This window comes from Zhihengliuella alba, from assembly GCF_039538765.1.
Taxonomy (GTDB): domain Bacteria; phylum Actinomycetota; class Actinomycetes; order Actinomycetales; family Micrococcaceae; genus Zhihengliuella; species Zhihengliuella alba.
Map to the genome: position 1 here is coordinate 523,921 of NZ_BAABCJ010000001.1, position 16,400 is coordinate 540,320.

Sequence of the window (16,400 nt, forward strand, 5' to 3'; positions counted from 1 at the left end):
GCTAGTCCTTTTGTCCTGGGGAACCGTCAGTGCCAGTTCTCGGCTCCACGGCGTCTCCGACGTCGCGTCGAAGCGATCTTTCCATATCGAGCGCATGTTGCAGAATAGCGGTCGCCGCCGCCTGGTCCACGACGGCGCGGTGCTGGCGGCCGGCGACTCCTGCCTCGTGGAGGCTCCGGTGCGCCGTCACGGTGCTCAGTCTCTCGTCCACGAGCCGGACGCTCGCGCTGCTCCCGGCCGCCGCGAGCCCGTCCGCGAGGAGGGCCGCGTAGTCGCGGGCCATCCGCGTCGAGGCGGTGTCCTGGCCCTTGAGGTTGCGGGGCAGGCCGACGTAGACGACGACGGCGCCGGCCTCGCACGCGTGGCGGATCAGGACCGCGAGGTCGGAGTCCTTCTTCGGGTCGCGCTTGAGGGTCCGCCACGGGGTCGCCAGCAGGCCGTCGGGGTCGCTGGAGGCGACCCCGACGCGTACCTGCCCGACGTCCACGCCGAGCCGTGTGCCGCGGGCCCCCATCGTCAGGCGATGCCGCCGATCTCGCGCTCGATGGCCCCGAGCGCCTCCGGGCGCTTGGTGGAATCCTGGCCTCCGCCCTGGGCGACGTCGTCCTTTCCGCCTCCGCCGCCGCCGAGGATCCCGGCGGCCACGCGCACGAGCGCACCCGCCTTGATCCCCTGGGCACGGGCCGCCTCGTTCGTCGCGACGAGCACGAGTGGCCGACCGTTGGCGACGCCAGTGAGGGCCACGACGGCGGCATCGGCCCCGAGCCGGCCGCGCAGGTCGAGCGCGAGGGAGCGCAGATCGTCCGCGGCGGAGACGTCGCCGGCGTCGTGGGCCAGGACCCGCACACCCGCGATGTCCCGGGCGCCCGCGACGAGGCCGGCGGCCTGGGCGGCCAGCTGCTCGCGCCGCAGGCGCTCGATCTCCTTCTCGGCCGCGCGCAGCTTCGCGACGGTCGCCTGGACGCGCTCCCCGACCTGGGCGGCCGGGACGCGGAACATCTCGGCCAGATCGGAGACGAGGGCCCGCTCGGCGGCGCCGTGCCGGAAGGCCTCCATGCCCACGAGCGCCTCGACGCGCCGGTTGCCGGAGCCCACCGACTGCTCCCCCAGGAGCGTGAGGCTGCCGATCTGGCTGGTGGCGCCGACGTGGGTTCCGCCGCACAGCTCGCGGGACCAGGCACCGTCCATCTCGACCATGCGGACCGTGCTGCCGTACTTCTCGCCGAAGAGGCTCATCGCGCCCATCTTCTTGGCCTCGTCGAGTGCCAGCACGCGCGTGATGACGTCGTGGTTGTCGCGGATCTTGAGGTTGGCGAGTTCCTCGATCTCGGCCCGGGCGGCACCGGAGAGCGCATCGGACCACGTGAAGTCGAACCGGAGGTAGCCGGCCTTGTTGAAGGATCCCGACTGGATGGCCTCCTGCCCGAGGATCTCGTGCAGGGCGGCGTGGACGATGTGCGTGGCCGAGTGGGCCTGCTCGCCGGCGAGTCGGCGCTGGCGGTCCACATCGGCGACGACGCGCGCGGAGGCGGGCAGCTCGCCCTCGCGCACGATGGCCTTGTGGACGTTCAGGCCCCGGATGGGCGCCTGGACGTCCAGGACCTCGACGACGAAGCCGTCGCCCGTGATCAGTCCGACGTCACCCGCCTGGCCGCCGGCCTCGGCGTAGAACGGCGTCTCGTCGAGGACGAGATCGATCTCCTGTCCCTGCTCTGCGACATCGAGCAGTTCCCCATCGCGCACGATGCCGCGGACGGGTGACTCGCCGCTGAGGGTCTCGTAGCCGGTGAAGCGGACGTCGCGGCCGCCGTGCAGCTTGGAGAAGAGGGTCAGGTCCGTGTGGCCGGCCTTCTTCGCGCGCGCGTCCTGCTGCGCGCGCTCGCGCTGCTCCTTCATGAGCGAGCGGAACTGCTGCTCGTCCACAGACAGTCCGGCTTCGGCGGCGATCTCCAGCGTCAGGTCGATCGGGAATCCGTAGGTGTCGTGCAGGCTGAATGCCACGTCGCCGGAGAGCGCGCCGGCTCCCTGCTTGGCCTCGCCGATGGCCTCCTCGAGGCGGGCCGTGCCGGACGCGATGGTCCGCAGGAACGCCCGCTCCTCCGCGTAGGCGACGCGGGAGATGCGCTCGAAGTCGGTCTCGACCTCGGGGTACACGCCCTTCATGGCGTCGCGCGACGCCGGCAGCAGCTCCGGGAGCACAGCTGTCTCCACGCCCATGAGGCGCATCGCGCGCACCGAGCGCCGGATGAGGCGGCGCAGCACGTAGCCGCGGCCCTCGTTGCCGGGGACCACGCCGTCGGAGATCAGCATCAGCGAGCTGCGGACGTGGTCGGCGATCATGCGCAGTCGCACGTCGTTGGCGTGGTTCGGGTCGCTCGGGTCCTCGGTGGACGTGTACTCCTTGCCGGAGAGAGCGGAGGCCTTGTCGAGGACCGGGCGCACCTGGTCCGTCTCGTACATGTTCTCGACGCCCTGCAGGATCATCGCCAGGCGCTCGAGGCCGAGACCGGTGTCGATGTTCTTCTGCGGCAGCTCTCCGGCGACGTCGAAGTCCGTCTTCGAGCGCACGGCGGAGAGCCGGTACTGCATGAAGACGAGGTTCCAGATCTCGATGTACCGCGTCTCGTCGACGGCGGGGCCGCCCTCCTGACCGTAGGCCGGGCCGCGGTCGTAGTAGATCTCGGAGCAGGGGCCGCCGGGGCCGGGCTGGCCGGTGTTCCAGTAGTTGTCGGCCTTGCCGGTGCCGATCACGCGCTCGCGCGGGACGCCGACGACGTCCTCCCAGATGCGACGGGCGTCGTCGTCGCGCTCGTCGCCCTCCTCGTAGACCGTGACCCAGAGCCGCTCCGGGTCCAGGCCGAAGCCGCCGGCCGCCTGCGGCGTCGTCAGCAGCTCCCAGGCCCACGGGATGACCTCGGCCTTGAAGTAGTCGCCGAAGGAGAAGTTGCCGGCCATCTGGAAGAACGTCCCGTGCCGGGAGGTCTGGCCGACCTCCTCGATGTCGGCGGTGCGGATGCACTTCTGGATGCTGACCGCACGGCTGTACGGCGGCTCCTGCTGCGCCGTGAAGTACGGGATGAAGGGCACCATGCCGGCCACGGTGAACAGCAGGGACGGGTCCGCGGAGACGAGGGATGCGCTCGGGACAGGCGTATGGCCGCGCTTGGAGAAGAAGTCCACCCAGGTCCGGGCGATGTCCTGCGATTTCATGGTGCTAGATCGATCCTTCGAGTGGATTAGTGGTTCTGGCCGCCGGCGTGGCGGCCGCGCTGCGGCTGGTCGAGGCCGAGGGCGTCGCGGAGCTCCGTTTCCTTGGAGCTCATGCCCTCGCGAAAGGCGTCCAGGGTATCGGCGACCGAGTCGCCGATGCGGCCGAGGGTGCGGTTCCAGCCCTCGGCGGTCGTCGCCTGCTCACGGGCCTGGGAGAGCTTGTGGTAGGCCAGCGACCCGACGGCGATGCCGATGCCGACCCAGAAGATCTTCTTCATCACGTGTGTCCTCTTCCTGTCGATCAGCGGCTGCGGCGGGCAGGCTTGGCCGGACGGTTCATGGCGGCGCGGACGCCCTCGCTGAATGCGGCGACCTTGATGAGGGGCCGGCCCACGACGGCGGCGAACAGCGAGCTGACGGCCGTGACGTTGGCGGACGCGTCGGAGACGTTGGTCGTGATCCCGTCGACCTTGCGCAGCTGCTCGTTCGTGGTCGTGACGGTGTTGGTCACTTCCTGCAGCAGCGGGCTGGTCCCGTCGGAGATCTCGCGAACCGCGGAGCGCAGCTCGTCGAAGACCTTGCCCAGCTTGAGGATCGGAACGGCCAGAAGTGCTACCAGAATGGCGAAGACTCCGGCCGCGATCAGCCCGGCGATGTCGGCCCCGGTCATGTTGAGCTCCTCATTCGACGTATTCGGCCACCGCAGGGCGCGGCACCGGTACCCAACCCTACCTAACGATGCCCGTCGCGACGCCGCAGCGCCGCTCCTGGGCCACGGCCGGGCCGGCCCCCGGGACCGTCCTCGGCCGGACGCAGAGAAGGCCCGGGACCATTGGTCCCGAGCCTTCTCCAGCGGTGGAGGTAAGGGGATTCGAACCCCTGACCTTCTGCATGCCATGCAGACGCGCTACCAACTGCGCCATACCCCCCTGGGCTTCGTTATCCGGATGACCGGGGCCGAAGCAACTCGTCAATCATACGGGAGCCCCGACGGCGTCGCAAAATCACACCGCCGCGCCTCCCCCGCCGAGCCTAGGCCGCGCCGTCCCTGGAGCCCAGGTCGGGCAGCTCGATGGCGGGGCAGTCGCTCCAGAGGCGGTCCAGCGCGTAGAACTCCCGGTCCTCCTGGTGCTGCACGTGGATCACCACGTCGAGGTAGTCCAGCAGCACCCACCGCCCCTCGCCCTGGCCCTCGCGACGGGCGGGCTTGAGATCGAGTTCCTCGGAGAGCTCCTTCTCGATGGCGTCGACGACGGCGTTGACCTGCCGCTCGGTCTCTGCCGAGGCCATGAGGAAGGCGTCGGTGATCCCGAGCCGGTCGCCGACGTCGACGGCCGCGATGTTCTCGGCGAGCTTGCCGTCGGCCGCGCGGGCGGCCACTTCGATGATGCTGCGAGTGTGCTCGTTGAGCGCCACGTGTCTCCCTTAGCGTGAGCGGACGGGGGCGGACGCCCCCGCAGACAAGTCTAGTTGCTGTTGACGATCATGATGATCCCGGCAACGAAGGTCCCGACGCCGACGGCGAGGGCCCCGAACGAGACGTAGAACCACTGGTTCGCACGGCGGATCCCCGCTGTGACCGAGTCCAGCGGATCGAGCCCCTGCGCGCTGGTGGCCGCGAGCGGCTGGACCGCGGCCTCGTCGGACGCCTCGGCTCCGGCCGGCGCCTCGTCCCGCCGGGCGGGGTCGGCCGGGGCTCCATGCCGTTCGGCCGTCTCGCGCAACTGCTCCGCCGTCGCGCCGCCGTGTGGGACGGGCTTGGTGCTGCGGCGCGGACCGCGCGGACCCTCGCGCGGGTCTCCGGCTGCGGACAAGTCCAGTTCGACTCCGCTGGTCGGCGGCCCGGAGATCCCGGTGTTGACCAGACGCTTCTCAGCCTCCGGATCCACGAACTGGTTCATGGCGCCGGTGAAGGGATCGGCGCTGACCTGGTTGAGCCGCTGGGCGTTCTCCGCCTCGAGCCGGCGCCGCTCGGCGATGCGCCGATTGATGATGGCGGCACGCGCGGCGCGTTCACGCTGCGTGGCCAACGTCTCCAGGTCGACCAGCCCGGTGTCCTCGCTCGCAGGCACTGCCCCCTTCGCGGCGCCGACGCCGCCGTCGGGACTGGACGCCGGGGTGGTGCGGGGCCGTACACGCTGGCCGGCAGGGGTCCCCGCGGAGCCGGCGGGAGACTTCGGCGGGCGCGCCGCCCGTCGGGCGCGGAGAGCCTCCTCGACGCTCATCTCGGCGTCGGTCTTCCCAGCCGCGCCGTCGGGCCGGCCGGATTCAGCAGGCGTCGATGCGGACTTGTTCGGCAGGGCGGCGCCCGCGACGGGGTTGGGCGCGGTGTCCAGGTGGGCGGCCTCCTCCGCGGACGCGACTTCGGGGGCCTCGGCCGCCGCGGAGGATCCCTCCCGTCCGGAAGCCGCCTTGGCAGCGGCCAGCGCCTGCAGGCGCAGCTGTCGACGGGTCAGCGGCGCCGCCTCGTCCTCGCTGGGCTTCGGCTGGGCGCTTGCCTCCTCGGCGGCCCGCCGACGGCGCAATGCCTCGCGGTCCCGGGCGCGCTGGAGTGAGGATCGCTCGGTCCGCTCGGACCGCGGTGGAATCGCGTCGACCGGGGCCTCCGCAGCTCGGCGGCTGCGATTGGCTCGCTGGACCCGTTCTGCGGTCGTCTCCTCCTCGGCGGCTCGGGACGACGGCGCCTCCTCCGTCGACTGCAGGGCGGCGGCGCGCTTGCCTCGGCTCGCAGTCGAGCGCTGGCCCGGCTCGGCGGGCGACGGGTCGCCCCCCGCTGCCACGGTCTCGGCGCCGGAGGAGCCCGGGGACGCGGAGGGGTTCGACCCGGGGGCGGTCGAGGCCTCGGGAGTGCGGGAGCTCGGCTTCGACGGTTTGGGGGCGACGGGCGGAGCGTCCGGTCCGGAGGGCGCGGCCTTCGCCCGGTCTCCCGGGCCAGGGGCCGACGCGGCGCTGTCGACGGCCGCGCCCTGCTCCGTCCCCTCGGCGGGAGCGGGCTCGTCGGAGGCCCGACGGGCCTCCTCCTGCGCTCGCCTCAATTCACGCAGAGCCCGCCTGGTGAGTACAGGCTCTCCATCGTTGCTCATGCTATCCATTCCCCAGTCGTGAACCAGTGGTTGTGCCCTATTCGGCGGACCGCGTCCGTGTACCTGCAGGACCTGGGTCCCGGTACAGTCCGTGCTTCGCGATGTACTGCACCACGCCGTCCGGCACCAGGTACCAGACCGGGTGCCGGTTCCGCACCCGGTCCCGGCAGTCCGTCGAGGAGATCGCGAGGGCGGGTACTTCCAAAAGACTAACGTCGTTGCGTCCGAGATCCGGGAGGTCGTGCCCGGGCCGGGTCACCCCGACGAAATGCGCCAGGCTCCACAGCTCGCCGACGTCCTTCCAGGACATGATCTGGGCCAGCGCATCGGCGCCCGTGATGAAGAAGAGCTCGGCGTCCGGACGGTCCCGGCGGAGGTCCCGGAGGGTGTCGATCGTGTAGGTGGGCCCGCCGCGCTCGATGTCGACCCGGCTGACCGTGAATCTGGGATTCGACGCGGTCGCCACCACGGTCATCAGGTAGCGGTCCTCGGTCGGTGAGACCTTGCGGTGCTGCTTCTGCCAGGGCTCCCCGGTCGGCACGAAGACGACTTCGTCGAGATCGAACTCGGCCGCGACCTCGCTGGCGGCCACCAAGTGGCCATGGTGGATGGGGTCGAACGTGCCGCCCATGACCCCGAGCCGGAGCGGACGACCCTGCTCCTGCCTAGTGATGGCCGTGCTTGTTCGGGTGCTGGCGGTGCGGGTCGGCGACCTCGGCGTGCGGTGAGTGGCCCAGGCCGCGGTTGGCGAAGGAGACGGTGATCAGCAGCATGACCAGGAACAGCGCCATGATTCCGCCGCCGATGAGCAGCGCGAGATTGGTCGAGCCGCTCTCCTCTGCCGCTGCGGCAGCGACGGTACCGGTTGCAATGAGCTGATTGAGCATGGGTCTCCCTTGGTCTTCGAGAAGGCGGCGGCGCCGCGCGTCGGCCCCGGCACGGGCAGTGGGCCTGAGGTTTGCTCCCCATGTTACCCATTGCCGCGCCCGTGCCACGAACAACGCGCGGCTGCCCCGGGGGAACAGCCGCGCGTGCCGGTACCGCTAGCTGCGGATGTGCCCGTCGCCCTGCACGATCCACTTGGTGGTCGTCAGCTCCCGCAGGCCCATGGGGCCGCGCGCGTGCATCTTCTGGGTGGAGATGCCGACCTCGGCGCCGAGGCCGAGCTGCCCGCCGTCGGTGAAGCGGGTGGACGCGTTGACGATGACGGCCGCCGAGTCGATCTCGCGGATGAAGCGCTCCGAGTTGGCCAGATCGTTGGTCACGATGGCCTCGGTGTGCCCGGTCGAGTACTGGCGGATGTGGTCCAGGGCGGCGTCGAGGGAGTCGACGACGGCCACGGCGATGTCCAGATCGAGGTACTCCGTGGACCAGTCCTCGTCGGTCGCCGGGACGGTGTTCAGCCCCTGCGCGAGGTCCGCGGCGCGCTCGTCGACGTGGAGCCGGACCCCCGCCTCGGACAGGCCCTCGAGCACGCCCCGGGCCGCCGCGGCGTCCTTGTGGATGAGCAGCGTCTCGGCCGCATTGCACACCGATGTCCGGTGCGTCTTCGCGTTGACGATGATCGGCACGGCCAGCTCGTCGGGAGCCGAGGCGTCGAGGAAGAGGTGCACGTTGCCCTCGCCGGTCTCGATGACGGGGACGGTCGCGTTGTTGACCACGGCCTGGATGAGGTTGCGGCCGCCGCGCGGGATCAGCAGGTCGACCTTGCCCCGGGCACCCATCAGGGCGGTCGCGCCCGGGCGGCCGAGCTCGTCGATGCCCTGGACGGTGTCGGGGGGGAGTCCGACGCTCTCGAGGGCCTCGCGGATCAGGCCGATCAGGACCTTGTTGCTCTCCTCGGCGGCGGAGCCACCGCGGAGGAGGACGGCGTTGCCGCTCTTGAGGGCCAGCCCGGCGATGTCCACCGTCACGTTGGGGCGTGCCTCGTAGATGGCGCCGACGACGCCGATCGGAACGTGGATCTGCCGCAGCCGCAGTCCGTTGGGAAGGGTCTCGCCGCGCATGACCTCGCCGACCGGGTCGGGCAGGCCGCGCAGGTCCTCGAGGGAGGAGATCAGGCCGTCGACGCGCTGGTCGTCGAGCCGCAGCCGGTCCAGCAGCGCCTCCGAGGTGCCGTTCTCGCGGCCCCGCTCCAGGTCGCGGCCGTTGCCGGCGATGATCGCGGGCCGGTTGGCGTCGAGCGTCTCGGCGATCGCGGTGATCGCGCGGTCCTTCCAGTCGCGGTCGGCCTGGGCCAGCACGCGGGCGGCCTTCCGGGCCCGATCCGCCTTGGCCGCGATCACGGCGGCGACGTCGTCGTTCTGGGAAATTCCTGCGGTGGTCTCGGTGGTCTCAGTCATGACTCCCCCTTCATGGGATGTTCGATCGACGGTGCGTGGACTCCGGGCGGCGCTAGATCACCACCAGGTCGTCGACGTGCACCACCGATCTGGCGTAGCGCTTGCCGAGCTTCTTGGACAGTTCGCGGGTGCTCTTGCCGAGCATGGCGGGCAGCTCGTCGCTGGCGAAGTTGACGATGCCGCGGGCGACGATGCGGCCCTTGCGGTCCGTGAGATCGACGACGTCGCCGGCCTCGAACTCGCCGCTGGTCTCGACGATGCCCGCCGGCAGGAGCGACTTCTTGCCCCCGGCGATGGCGCGGACGGCGCCCGGGTCCATCACGAGTCGGCCGCTGGCCGAGGCGAGGTGCGCGAGCCAGAGCATGCGGGCGGAACGGCGCAGGCCGCGGGGCGCGAACCAGGTGCCGACGTCCTCGCCGCGCAGCACGCGGGCGACGTTCGCGGCCGACGTGACGAGCGCAGGGATGCCGGATTCGGAGGCCATCGTGGCCGCCTGGACCTTGGTGGCCATGCCACCGGTGCCGACTCCGGCCGACCCCGAGCCGCCGATCTCCACCTCGTCCAGATCCGACGGGCTGTCGACGCGCGCGATGCGTTTGGCGCCCTTGGACGGCGGGCCGTCGTAGACGGCGTCCACGTCGGAGAGCAGAACCAGCGCATCGGCCTTCGTGAGGTCCGCGACGAGTGCGGCCAGCCGGTCGTTGTCCCCGAAACGGATCTCGTGGGTGGCGACGGTGTCGTGCTCGTTGACGATGGGCAGGACGCCCAGGTCCAGCAGGCGGTTCAGCGTGCGGAAGGCGTTGCCGTACTGCTCGCGGCGGATGAGGTCCTCGGCCGTGAGCAGTACCTGCCCGACCGTGACGCCGAACTTGGCGAACTCGTCGGTGTACTGGGACATGAGACGTCCCTGTCCGACGCTGGCCGCGGCCTGCTGCGTGGCGAGGTCCTTCGGCCGGCGCTTCAGGCCCAGCGGGGAGATGCCCGCGGCGATGGCACCGGACGAGACGAGGATGATCTCCGTGCCGGCGGCACGGGCGCGGCCGAGGGTGTCCACGAGAGCGATGAGCGCGTCCTCGCTGATCCCGCCGTCAACGGTCGTCAGGGAGGACGATCCGACCTTGACGACGATGCGGCCGGCCCGGGCGATCTGGGACCGCTCGTTCACCGCCGACGGTTTTCGGGTCTGCTTCATCCTCAGCCGTTGCTTCATCCTCTGTCGCTGTCTCCTTCGGGGTCCGGCATCTTGTAGTTGGCCGATTCCGTCCAGATCCCAGCGTTGCGCTCGAACTCGAGCTCGTCGCGGGCGGCCTGCTTGGCCTCCCGGCGAGCCAGATGGTCCTCTCGCTTCTGCTGACGCGTCGGGCGATCGAACTCGTTCAACCGCACGTCCTGGCCACGGCGCGAACCCAGGAGTTCTGCGCCTGCGGCCATGGTGGGCTCCCAGTCGAAGACGACCGAGTCGTCCTCGTCGCCGATGACGACTGCATCGCCCGGCTTGGCACCGGCCTTGAACAGCCCGTCTTCGACACCCAGCTTGGCGAGGCGATCGGCAAGGTACCCGACCGCTTCATCGTTGCGGAAGTCCGTCTGCTTGACCCAGCGAACCGGCTTCTCACCGATGATACGGAAGAGCGGCTCGAGATTCCGCTCTTCCCGCCGGATTGTGAATGGTCGTTGATTCACGGCACGAGGTTTGATAACGGGGGCCTTGACGACGGGCGGGGCCTCCTCGATTCTGGCCCGCGCTTCCGCGACCAATTCGGCCATGGCGAATGTCAGCTCGCGCAGCCCGGTGCGTGCCAGGGCCGAGATCTCGAAGACTCGATAGCCCCGTTTTTCCAGCTCCGGGCGAACAAAGGCGGCCATCTCCTCGCCGTCGGGCATGTCCACCTTGTTCAGGGCGACGAGCCGCGGACGCTCGTTCAGGGGGATGATCTGGCCGTCGGTCCCGGCGAAGGAGGAGTCGACCTGGTACTGCTCGAGCTCTCGCTCGATGACCTCCAGATCGCTGATCGGATCTCGGTCCGCCTCCAGCGTGCCGCAGTCGAGGACGTGCACCAGGGCGGCGCAGCGCTCGACGTGGCGCAGGAACTCGTGGCCGAGCCCCCTGCCCTCGCTGGCGCCCGGGATCAGGCCGGGGACGTCGGCGACGGTGAAGCGGGTCTCCCCCGCCTCGACGACGCCGAGGTTCGGCACCAGCGTGGTGAACGGGTACTCGGCGATCTTCGGGCGTGCCGCGGAGACGGCGGCGATCAGCGAGGACTTGCCGGCGGATGGGTAGCCGACGAGGGCCACATCGGCAACGGTCTTGAGCTCGAGCACGATGTCCCGCTTCTCGCCCTCGATCCCGAGCAGGGCGAAACCGGGGGCCTTGCGCTTGCGGCTGGCCAGGGCCGCGTTGCCGAGGCCGCCGAGGCCGCCGGCAGCCGCCACGTATTCGGCGCCCTCGTCGATGAGGTCGGCGAGGATGTTGCCCTGCCGGTCCTTGACGACCGTGCCCTCGGGGACGGGGAGAACGAGCGCCTCGCCGTGCCTGCCGGGGCGCAGCCCGCCCTTGCCGCCCTCGCCGTTGCCGGCGTTGCGGTGGGGCAGGTGGTGGTAGCTGAGGAGGGTGGTGGTCTGGTGGTCGACGCGCAGGACGACGTCGCCGCCGTTGCCGCCGTTGCCGCCGTCGGGGCCGCCGAGCGGCTTGAACTTCTCCCGGTGGATGGAGACGCACCCGTGTCCGCCCGTGCCCCCTGACACGTGCAGGACGACTCGGTCAATGAAAGCTGCCACGAGTGGGCTCCTTAGTCGGTGGGGTCGGTGTTGCTGGTGTGCGGGCCTCCACCGGCTGGCCGCTGGGGCCGGGCCGGTACTGCCCGAAAAGACGACTGGAGGGCGGGCCGCAGCCCACCCTCCAGTCTAGTAAAGGTCTTCGTTGACGAGGACCGTCTGCCGCTGCCTAGTCGGCGGAGACGATGTTCACCACGCGACGGCCTCGGCGAGTACCGAACTCGACCGAGCCGGCTGCGAGGGCGAACAGGGTGTCGTCGCCACCGCGGCCGACGTTGGCGCCGGGGTGGAAGTGTGTTCCACGCTGACGGACCAGGATCTCGCCAGCGGAGACGACCTGGCCACCGAAGCGCTTCACGCCAAGGTACTGAGCGTTGGAGTCGCGGCCATTGCGAGTGGAGCTTGCGCCCTTCTTATGTGCCATTGAATTTGCCTACCTTCGGATCAGGGGGTTGCTGGTCGCTCGTCGCCTCAGGCGATCGAGGTGACCTTGACCTTGGTCAGAGCGGAGCGGAAGCCCTGGCGCTTCTTGTAACCGGTCTTGTTCTTGTACTTCTGGATGACGATCTTCGGGCCGCGGAAGGACTCGACGACCTCGGCCGTCACCTTGACCTTGGCCAGCTCGTTGGCATCCGAGGTCACCTTGTCGCCGTCGACCAGCAGCAGGGCCGGAAGCTCAATGGTGCCGCCAGCAGCTACCGGAACGCGGTCAAGGTTCACGAAGTCTCCGACGGAGACCTTCTCCTGATGGCCGCCAGCGCGGACAATTGCGTACACCACTTTGGTACTCACTTCTCTCGACAGTTCTTATCTCAATTACTGCGCTGCAGGTGACCCCAGAGGTTCGCGATTGCGACCTCTTAACAGCCCCGGGGAATGCGCTGTGCTTCTCACGCCGATTGGACAAGATCCGATGAGCGGCGTTCGCACCGAAGAACTAGATTACGCTAGTCCGGCCCACCGGGGCAAATACAGCCCTCCCCGGCGAGTCGTCAAGGGGTCCCCTGCAACGTGGATCACAGGCCTACAGTTCGGACGCCGGGACGCCCACCCCGAGGACGGTCGGTCCGGCGTCGGCTCCGGCGCCCGCCTGGGCCCCGGACCGGGCCGGGAGGGCCTCCGCACGGTACGCCGTGCCAGTGGCCTCGACCGGCCCACCACGCTCGATCGGCGTCTCCCCCGATCCCTGCGCACTGGTCGCGACGCGGCCGCCTCGGCGCCGCGTCCTGGGCGCCGGGGCGGCAGCAGCCGTCGGTGCCTGCGTCGGCCGCGGCGACTGCTCACGCTCCGTGGCCTCGGGCGCGGGGTCCGTGGGCGTGTCCGCCCCGGCCGCCGCCTTCTCGGGCGCGCCCTGCGCGGACGTGGCCCTCCGGCCTCCACGACGGGACGGCCGCGTGGACGCGGACTTCCCGCCCTCGGACTTCCCGGCGGGCCCCTCGGGTTCCGGCTGCGCCGTCTCCGGCGCCGGTGCGCTCTCCGTCGGCGCGATCGGCTCGCCGTCCACCCCGAAAGCAGCGGTCAGCGACTCGAGGGTCAGATCCGGTGCCGGGCTGCTGGCGCGGCGGCGTGCCTTGCGCCCGCGCGGCAGCCGGACCTTCTCTCCCGCGATGTCGAGCACTGCCTCCGACTCCGCTCCCGTGGCGGCGGACGGTCCGGCCGCCGCCTCCGTGCCGCTCTGACCGGACTCGGCGTCCTCGTGCTCATGGGCCGCGTGGGCCGCGGCCGCCACCTTGGCGAGGGCCTCGCGGGCGGCACTGGCCTTCGCCTCGCGCTCTGCGTCGCTCTCGGCCGCGGCCGGGGCCACGCTCTGCTCCTGCTTCTCGGCGGGCTTGTCCTGCTTGCCCTTGCGACGGCGGCCCGGACGCTCCTGCAGGGCCTCGCCCTGGGAGTTGTGCGCCCGCCGCTGGTCGACGGGCTCCTCGTGGGTGATGACGCCGCGGCCGGCGCAGTGCTCGCACGGTTCGCTGAAGACCTCGAGCAGCCCCGTTCCCATGCGCTTGCGAGTCATCTGGACCAGGCCCAGCGAGGTGACCTCGGCGACCTGGTGCTTGGTCCGGTCACGGCCCAGGCACTCGATCAGGCGACGCAGCACCAGGTCACGGTTGGATTCGAGCACCATGTCGATGAAGTCGATGACGATGATGCCGCCGATGTCGCGCAGGCGCAGCTGGCGGACGATCTCCTCGGCCGCCTCCAGGTTGTTCTTGGTGACCGTCTCCTCGAGGTTGCCGCCGGAACCCGTGAACTTGCCGGTGTTCACGTCGACGACGGTCATGGCCTCCGTGCGGTCGATGACGAGGGAGCCGCCCGACGGGAGGAAGACCTTGCGGTCGAGGGCCTTGGTGATCTGCTCGTCGATCCGGTGCGCGCTGAAGATGTCCTCGTCCTTCGTCCACTTCTGGAGTCGCTCCAGCAGGTCCGGCGCAACATAGGTCACGTACGCCTCGATCGTGTCCCATGCCTCGTCGCCCTGGACGATCAGTTCGGTGAAGTCCTCGTTGAAGACGTCGCGGACCACCTTGATGGTCAGGTCGGGCTCGCTGTAGAGCAGCTCCGGCGGCAGGGTCTTGGTGGACTTCGACTTGCCCTCGATGTCCTCCCACTGGGCGCGCAGGCGGTTGATGTCGTTCATCAACTCCTCCTCGCTCGCGCCCTCGGCGGCGGTGCGGACAATCACTCCGGCGTTCTCCGGCAGGTGGTCCTTGAGGATCTTCTTGAGGCGGTTGCGCTCCACGTCCGGGAGCTTGCGCGAGATGCCCGTCATGGAGCCGCCCGGGACATAGACCAGGTAGCGGCCCGGCAGCGAGACCTGGCTGGTCAGCCGGGCGCCCTTGTGTCCGACCGGGTCCTTGGTGACCTGGACGACCACGGAGTCACCGGACTTCAGCGCGTTCTCGATCCGCCGCGGCTTGCCGTCCAGGTTGGCGGCATCCCAGTTGACCTCGCCGGCGTAGAGCACGGCGTTGCGGCCCCGTCCGATGTCGACGAAGGCGGCCTCCATGGAGGGCAGGACGTTCTGGACCTTGCCGACGTAGACGTTGCCGATCAGCGAGTCCTGCTGCGTCTTGGAGACGAAGTGCTCGGCGAGGATGCCGTCCTCGAGGACACCGATCTGGATCCGGCCGTCGCCCTGGCGGACGATCATCTTCCGGTCCACCGACTCGCGCCGGGCCAGGAACTCCGCCTCGGTGATGCCCTGACGGCGACGACCCGAGTCGCGGGACTCCCGGCGGCGCTGGCGCTTGGCCTCGAGCCGGGTGGAACCCTTGACGCTGGTCACCTTGTTGCTCGGCTGCGCCTCGGCCGCCCGCGGGGCGCGGACGCGGGTGACGGTGCCGGGCGGATCCTCGTCCGCGCCCCCGCTGAGCTCCAGGTCCGCATCGCCACGGCGGCGGCGCCGACGACGGCGGGAGCTGACGGTCTCCTCCGACTCGTCCTCGGACGGGCCGTTCTCGGCGCCCCTCTCCTCGCCGCCGCGCTGGCGGCGGCGACGGCGAGGACGGCGGCCCTCTGCGTTCTCGGACTCGTCCTCGTCCTCCGCGTCGTCCTCGTCGCCGGGGGCCGGCGCCACGACGGTGCTGAAGTCCGGTGCGTGGAACAGGACGGAGGTGGCCGACGGCGGGACCGCGAAGGGGTCCGAGCCGGCTGAGGGCGCCGAGGTGTCCTCGGTGCCGTCCTGCGCGTTCTCCTCACGGGGGGCCGTGCCCTCCGGGGCCGACGCGTCGTCGGACGCGGCGGTCGCTGGACGGGACCCGTCCGGGACGGCCGTGGCGGCCGCAGTGCCGTCGACGGTGCCTTCGACCGGCTGGTCGACGGCGGTCTCGTTCGTGGTGTCGCCGCTGGTCTCGTGGCTCTCGCTCATGGCGTCATGCTCCTCGCCGGCGGTTCTCCACAGCGACGCCGCCGGGCGCTCGTTCGGTCCGCCGTCGCTGCCGTTCTCGGCGCGTCCCGCGGACCGGAAGTCAGTGGGTATCCGCCGAGTCCGCCCGCTCAACGTGCCGGGCGTATCCGATTCGACGGACCAGCGGCGGTTCTCCTGGCATGCCGCTTTCTGTTGCGGCGGCCGGTGGCGGAATTCGCAGCGTCGCGTGAGGGTGCCTGTCTCGCACCGCTCCGGACGTCCGGAGGAAACATCGCCAGCGGGCCTGGAAGCCTGTCGCTGGGTCGCGTGCGGACTGTGGATCCGTGCGCGGCCGTTGCCATTGTCTCACACCGCGTGTCCGACCCGGCCGGAACCGGCGCACCGGGCCCTCCATGCCGGGTCCAGGCCGGGCCCGTAGACTGACCCGCATGTCTGACATGCAGTCTGCGTCGAGCCCGACGCGCCCCGTCCGCTTCGGCTGGTTCCTCGCCATCGCCGGCGCCGTCGCCTGGCTCGCCTCGGTCACCCTGACCCTCGAACGGCTGGCCCTCTACAACGACCCGGGCCATGTGACCAGTTGCGATATCAACCCCTGGGTCTCCTGCGGTGCCGTGATGCAGGAGTGGCAGGCCGCTCTCTTCGGCTTCCCGAACCCCTTCATCGGCGTCGTCGGCTTCGCCGTCGTAGTGACGATCGGTATCACGCTGGTCGCCGGCGCCAGACTGCCGCGCTGGTACTGGATCGGCCTGCAGATCGGCATGACGCTGGGTTTCGCCTTCATCGTCTGGCTGTGGTCGCAGGCGCTGTACAGCATTCACATCCTCTGCCTGTACTGCATGGTCGTGTGGGCCATGATGATCCCGCTCTTCGTCATGACGACGGCGCGGAACATCGCCGCCGGCGTCTTCGGCGGGGGCCCGCGCCTCCGCGCCGCCGCCGCGGAGTGGGGCTGGGTGGTCGCCGCCGGGCTCGTCGTCCTGTGCGCGGCCTCGGTGCTGATCAGCTTCTCCGGCGTCTTCTTCGGCTGACGGACTGCCGCCCGATCGGGTGGCCCCCGGCTCACGGTCCGTCGCCCGCGTCCGCCTCCGCGGCTCGTCGTCGTTAAAGCGGCAGTGCCGCCGCTCCCCT

The 16,400-nt window shown here is 70.5% G+C and carries 15 protein-coding genes and 1 tRNA gene; 1 reads left to right on the top strand and 15 read right to left on the bottom strand.

From position 1 onward, the window contains the following. Position 1: 1 nt before the first annotated feature. The 15 genes from ruvX to ABD784_RS02405 form a co-directional block, all read right to left on the bottom strand. On the bottom strand, positions 2 to 487 hold the full coding sequence (gene ruvX, locus ABD784_RS02335; RefSeq protein WP_344879377.1) for a Holliday junction resolvase RuvX: 486 nt from the start codon (positions 485 to 487) through the stop codon (positions 2 to 4). Positions 488 to 516: 29 nt separating this feature from the next. Next, positions 517 to 3,210 (bottom strand): alanine--tRNA ligase, encoded by a 2,694-nt coding sequence (gene alaS, locus ABD784_RS02340; protein ID WP_344879380.1) that lies wholly within the window; start codon positions 3,208 to 3,210, stop codon positions 517 to 519. Between the two features lie 26 nt (positions 3,211 to 3,236). Next, a complete protein-coding gene (locus ABD784_RS02345) occupies positions 3,237 to 3,488 on the bottom strand; it encodes a hypothetical protein (RefSeq protein WP_344879382.1) in 252 nt (83 codons plus the stop codon). A 23-nt stretch (positions 3,489 to 3,511) separates the two neighbouring features. After that, positions 3,512 to 3,880, bottom strand: coding sequence for a DUF948 domain-containing protein (locus ABD784_RS02350; protein ID WP_344879384.1), 369 nt, complete (start codon positions 3,878 to 3,880; stop codon positions 3,512 to 3,514). Between the two features lie 186 nt (positions 3,881 to 4,066). Continuing rightward, positions 4,067 to 4,139 (bottom strand) — tRNA-Ala (locus ABD784_RS02355). A gap of 103 nt (positions 4,140 to 4,242) precedes the next feature. Beyond that, on the bottom strand, positions 4,243 to 4,626 hold the full coding sequence (gene rsfS / locus ABD784_RS02360; RefSeq protein WP_344879386.1) for a ribosome silencing factor: 384 nt from the start codon (positions 4,624 to 4,626) through the stop codon (positions 4,243 to 4,245). A gap of 50 nt (positions 4,627 to 4,676) precedes the next feature. Continuing rightward, positions 4,677 to 6,245: a hypothetical protein gene (locus tag ABD784_RS02365; protein WP_344879389.1), complete on the bottom strand. Its 1,569-nt coding sequence runs from the start codon at positions 6,243 to 6,245 to the stop codon at positions 4,677 to 4,679. Between the two features lie 85 nt (positions 6,246 to 6,330). Beyond that, positions 6,331 to 6,966, bottom strand: a complete 636-nt coding sequence (gene nadD, locus ABD784_RS02370; RefSeq protein WP_344881260.1) for a nicotinate-nucleotide adenylyltransferase — start codon at positions 6,964 to 6,966, stop codon at positions 6,331 to 6,333. After that, positions 6,959 to 7,180, bottom strand: coding sequence for a hypothetical protein (locus ABD784_RS02375; RefSeq protein WP_344879392.1), 222 nt, complete (start codon positions 7,178 to 7,180; stop codon positions 6,959 to 6,961). Before ABD784_RS02375 ends, nadD begins: the two co-directional genes overlap by 8 nt. A 156-nt stretch (positions 7,181 to 7,336) precedes the next feature. After that, positions 7,337 to 8,635: a glutamate-5-semialdehyde dehydrogenase gene (locus ABD784_RS02380; RefSeq protein WP_344879395.1), complete on the bottom strand. Its 1,299-nt coding sequence runs from the start codon at positions 8,633 to 8,635 to the stop codon at positions 7,337 to 7,339. Between the two features lie 52 nt (positions 8,636 to 8,687). After that, positions 8,688 to 9,827 carry a glutamate 5-kinase gene (gene proB, locus ABD784_RS02385; RefSeq protein ID WP_344879398.1) on the bottom strand — a complete coding sequence of 380 codons (1,140 nt, stop codon included), beginning with the start codon at positions 9,825 to 9,827 and terminating at the stop codon, positions 8,688 to 8,690. Positions 9,828 to 9,841: 14 nt separating this feature from the next. Next, positions 9,842 to 11,413 carry a GTPase ObgE gene (gene obgE, locus ABD784_RS02390; RefSeq protein ID WP_344879401.1) on the bottom strand — a complete coding sequence of 524 codons (1,572 nt, stop codon included), beginning with the start codon at positions 11,411 to 11,413 and terminating at the stop codon, positions 9,842 to 9,844. Between the two features lie 166 nt (positions 11,414 to 11,579). Continuing rightward, entirely contained in the window at positions 11,580 to 11,834 is a 255-nt protein-coding gene (rpmA, locus tag ABD784_RS02395) for a 50S ribosomal protein L27 (protein WP_102161104.1), read from the bottom strand. Positions 11,835 to 11,881: 47 nt separating this feature from the next. Further along, positions 11,882 to 12,190 carry a 50S ribosomal protein L21 gene (gene rplU, locus ABD784_RS02400; protein WP_309080122.1) on the bottom strand — a complete coding sequence of 103 codons (309 nt, stop codon included), beginning with the start codon at positions 12,188 to 12,190 and terminating at the stop codon, positions 11,882 to 11,884. A gap of 244 nt (positions 12,191 to 12,434) precedes the next feature. Beyond that, entirely contained in the window at positions 12,435 to 15,272 is a 2,838-nt protein-coding gene (locus ABD784_RS02405) for an Rne/Rng family ribonuclease (protein WP_344879404.1), read from the bottom strand. A gap of 428 nt (positions 15,273 to 15,700) precedes the next feature. Between ABD784_RS02405 and ABD784_RS02410 the strand changes: the two genes are divergently transcribed. Next, positions 15,701 to 16,300 carry a vitamin K epoxide reductase family protein gene (locus ABD784_RS02410; RefSeq protein ID WP_344879407.1) on the top strand — a complete coding sequence of 200 codons (600 nt, stop codon included), beginning with the start codon at positions 15,701 to 15,703 and terminating at the stop codon, positions 16,298 to 16,300. Positions 16,301 to 16,400 lie beyond the last annotated feature (100 nt).

What these genes read in the sequence shown, in the direction of transcription:
- alaS (WP_344879380.1), bottom strand. Translation starts at nt 3,210, where the DNA reads ATGAAATCGCAGGACATCGCCCGGACCTGGGTGGACTTCTTCTCCAAG.
- ABD784_RS02345 (WP_344879382.1), bottom strand. Translation starts at nt 3,488, where the DNA reads ATGAAGAAGATCTTCTGGGTCGGCATCGGCATCGCCGTCGGGTCGCTG.
- ABD784_RS02350 (WP_344879384.1), bottom strand. Translation starts at nt 3,880, where the DNA reads ATGACCGGGGCCGACATCGCCGGGCTGATCGCGGCCGGAGTCTTCGCC.
- ABD784_RS02375 (WP_344879392.1), bottom strand. Translation starts at nt 7,180, where the DNA reads ATGCTCAATCAGCTCATTGCAACCGGTACCGTCGCTGCCGCAGCGGCA.
- ABD784_RS02380 (WP_344879395.1), bottom strand. Translation starts at nt 8,635, where the DNA reads ATGACTGAGACCACCGAGACCACCGCAGGAATTTCCCAGAACGACGAC.
- proB (WP_344879398.1), bottom strand. Translation starts at nt 9,827, where the DNA reads ATGAAGCAGACCCGAAAACCGTCGGCGGTGAACGAGCGGTCCCAGATC.
- rpmA (WP_102161104.1), bottom strand. Translation starts at nt 11,834, where the DNA reads ATGGCACATAAGAAGGGCGCAAGCTCCACTCGCAATGGCCGCGACTCC.
- ABD784_RS02405 (WP_344879404.1), bottom strand. Translation starts at nt 15,272, where the DNA reads ATGAGCGAGAGCCACGAGACCAGCGGCGACACCACGAACGAGACCGCC.
- ABD784_RS02410 (WP_344879407.1), top strand. Translation starts at nt 15,701, where the DNA reads ATGTCTGACATGCAGTCTGCGTCGAGCCCGACGCGCCCCGTCCGCTTC.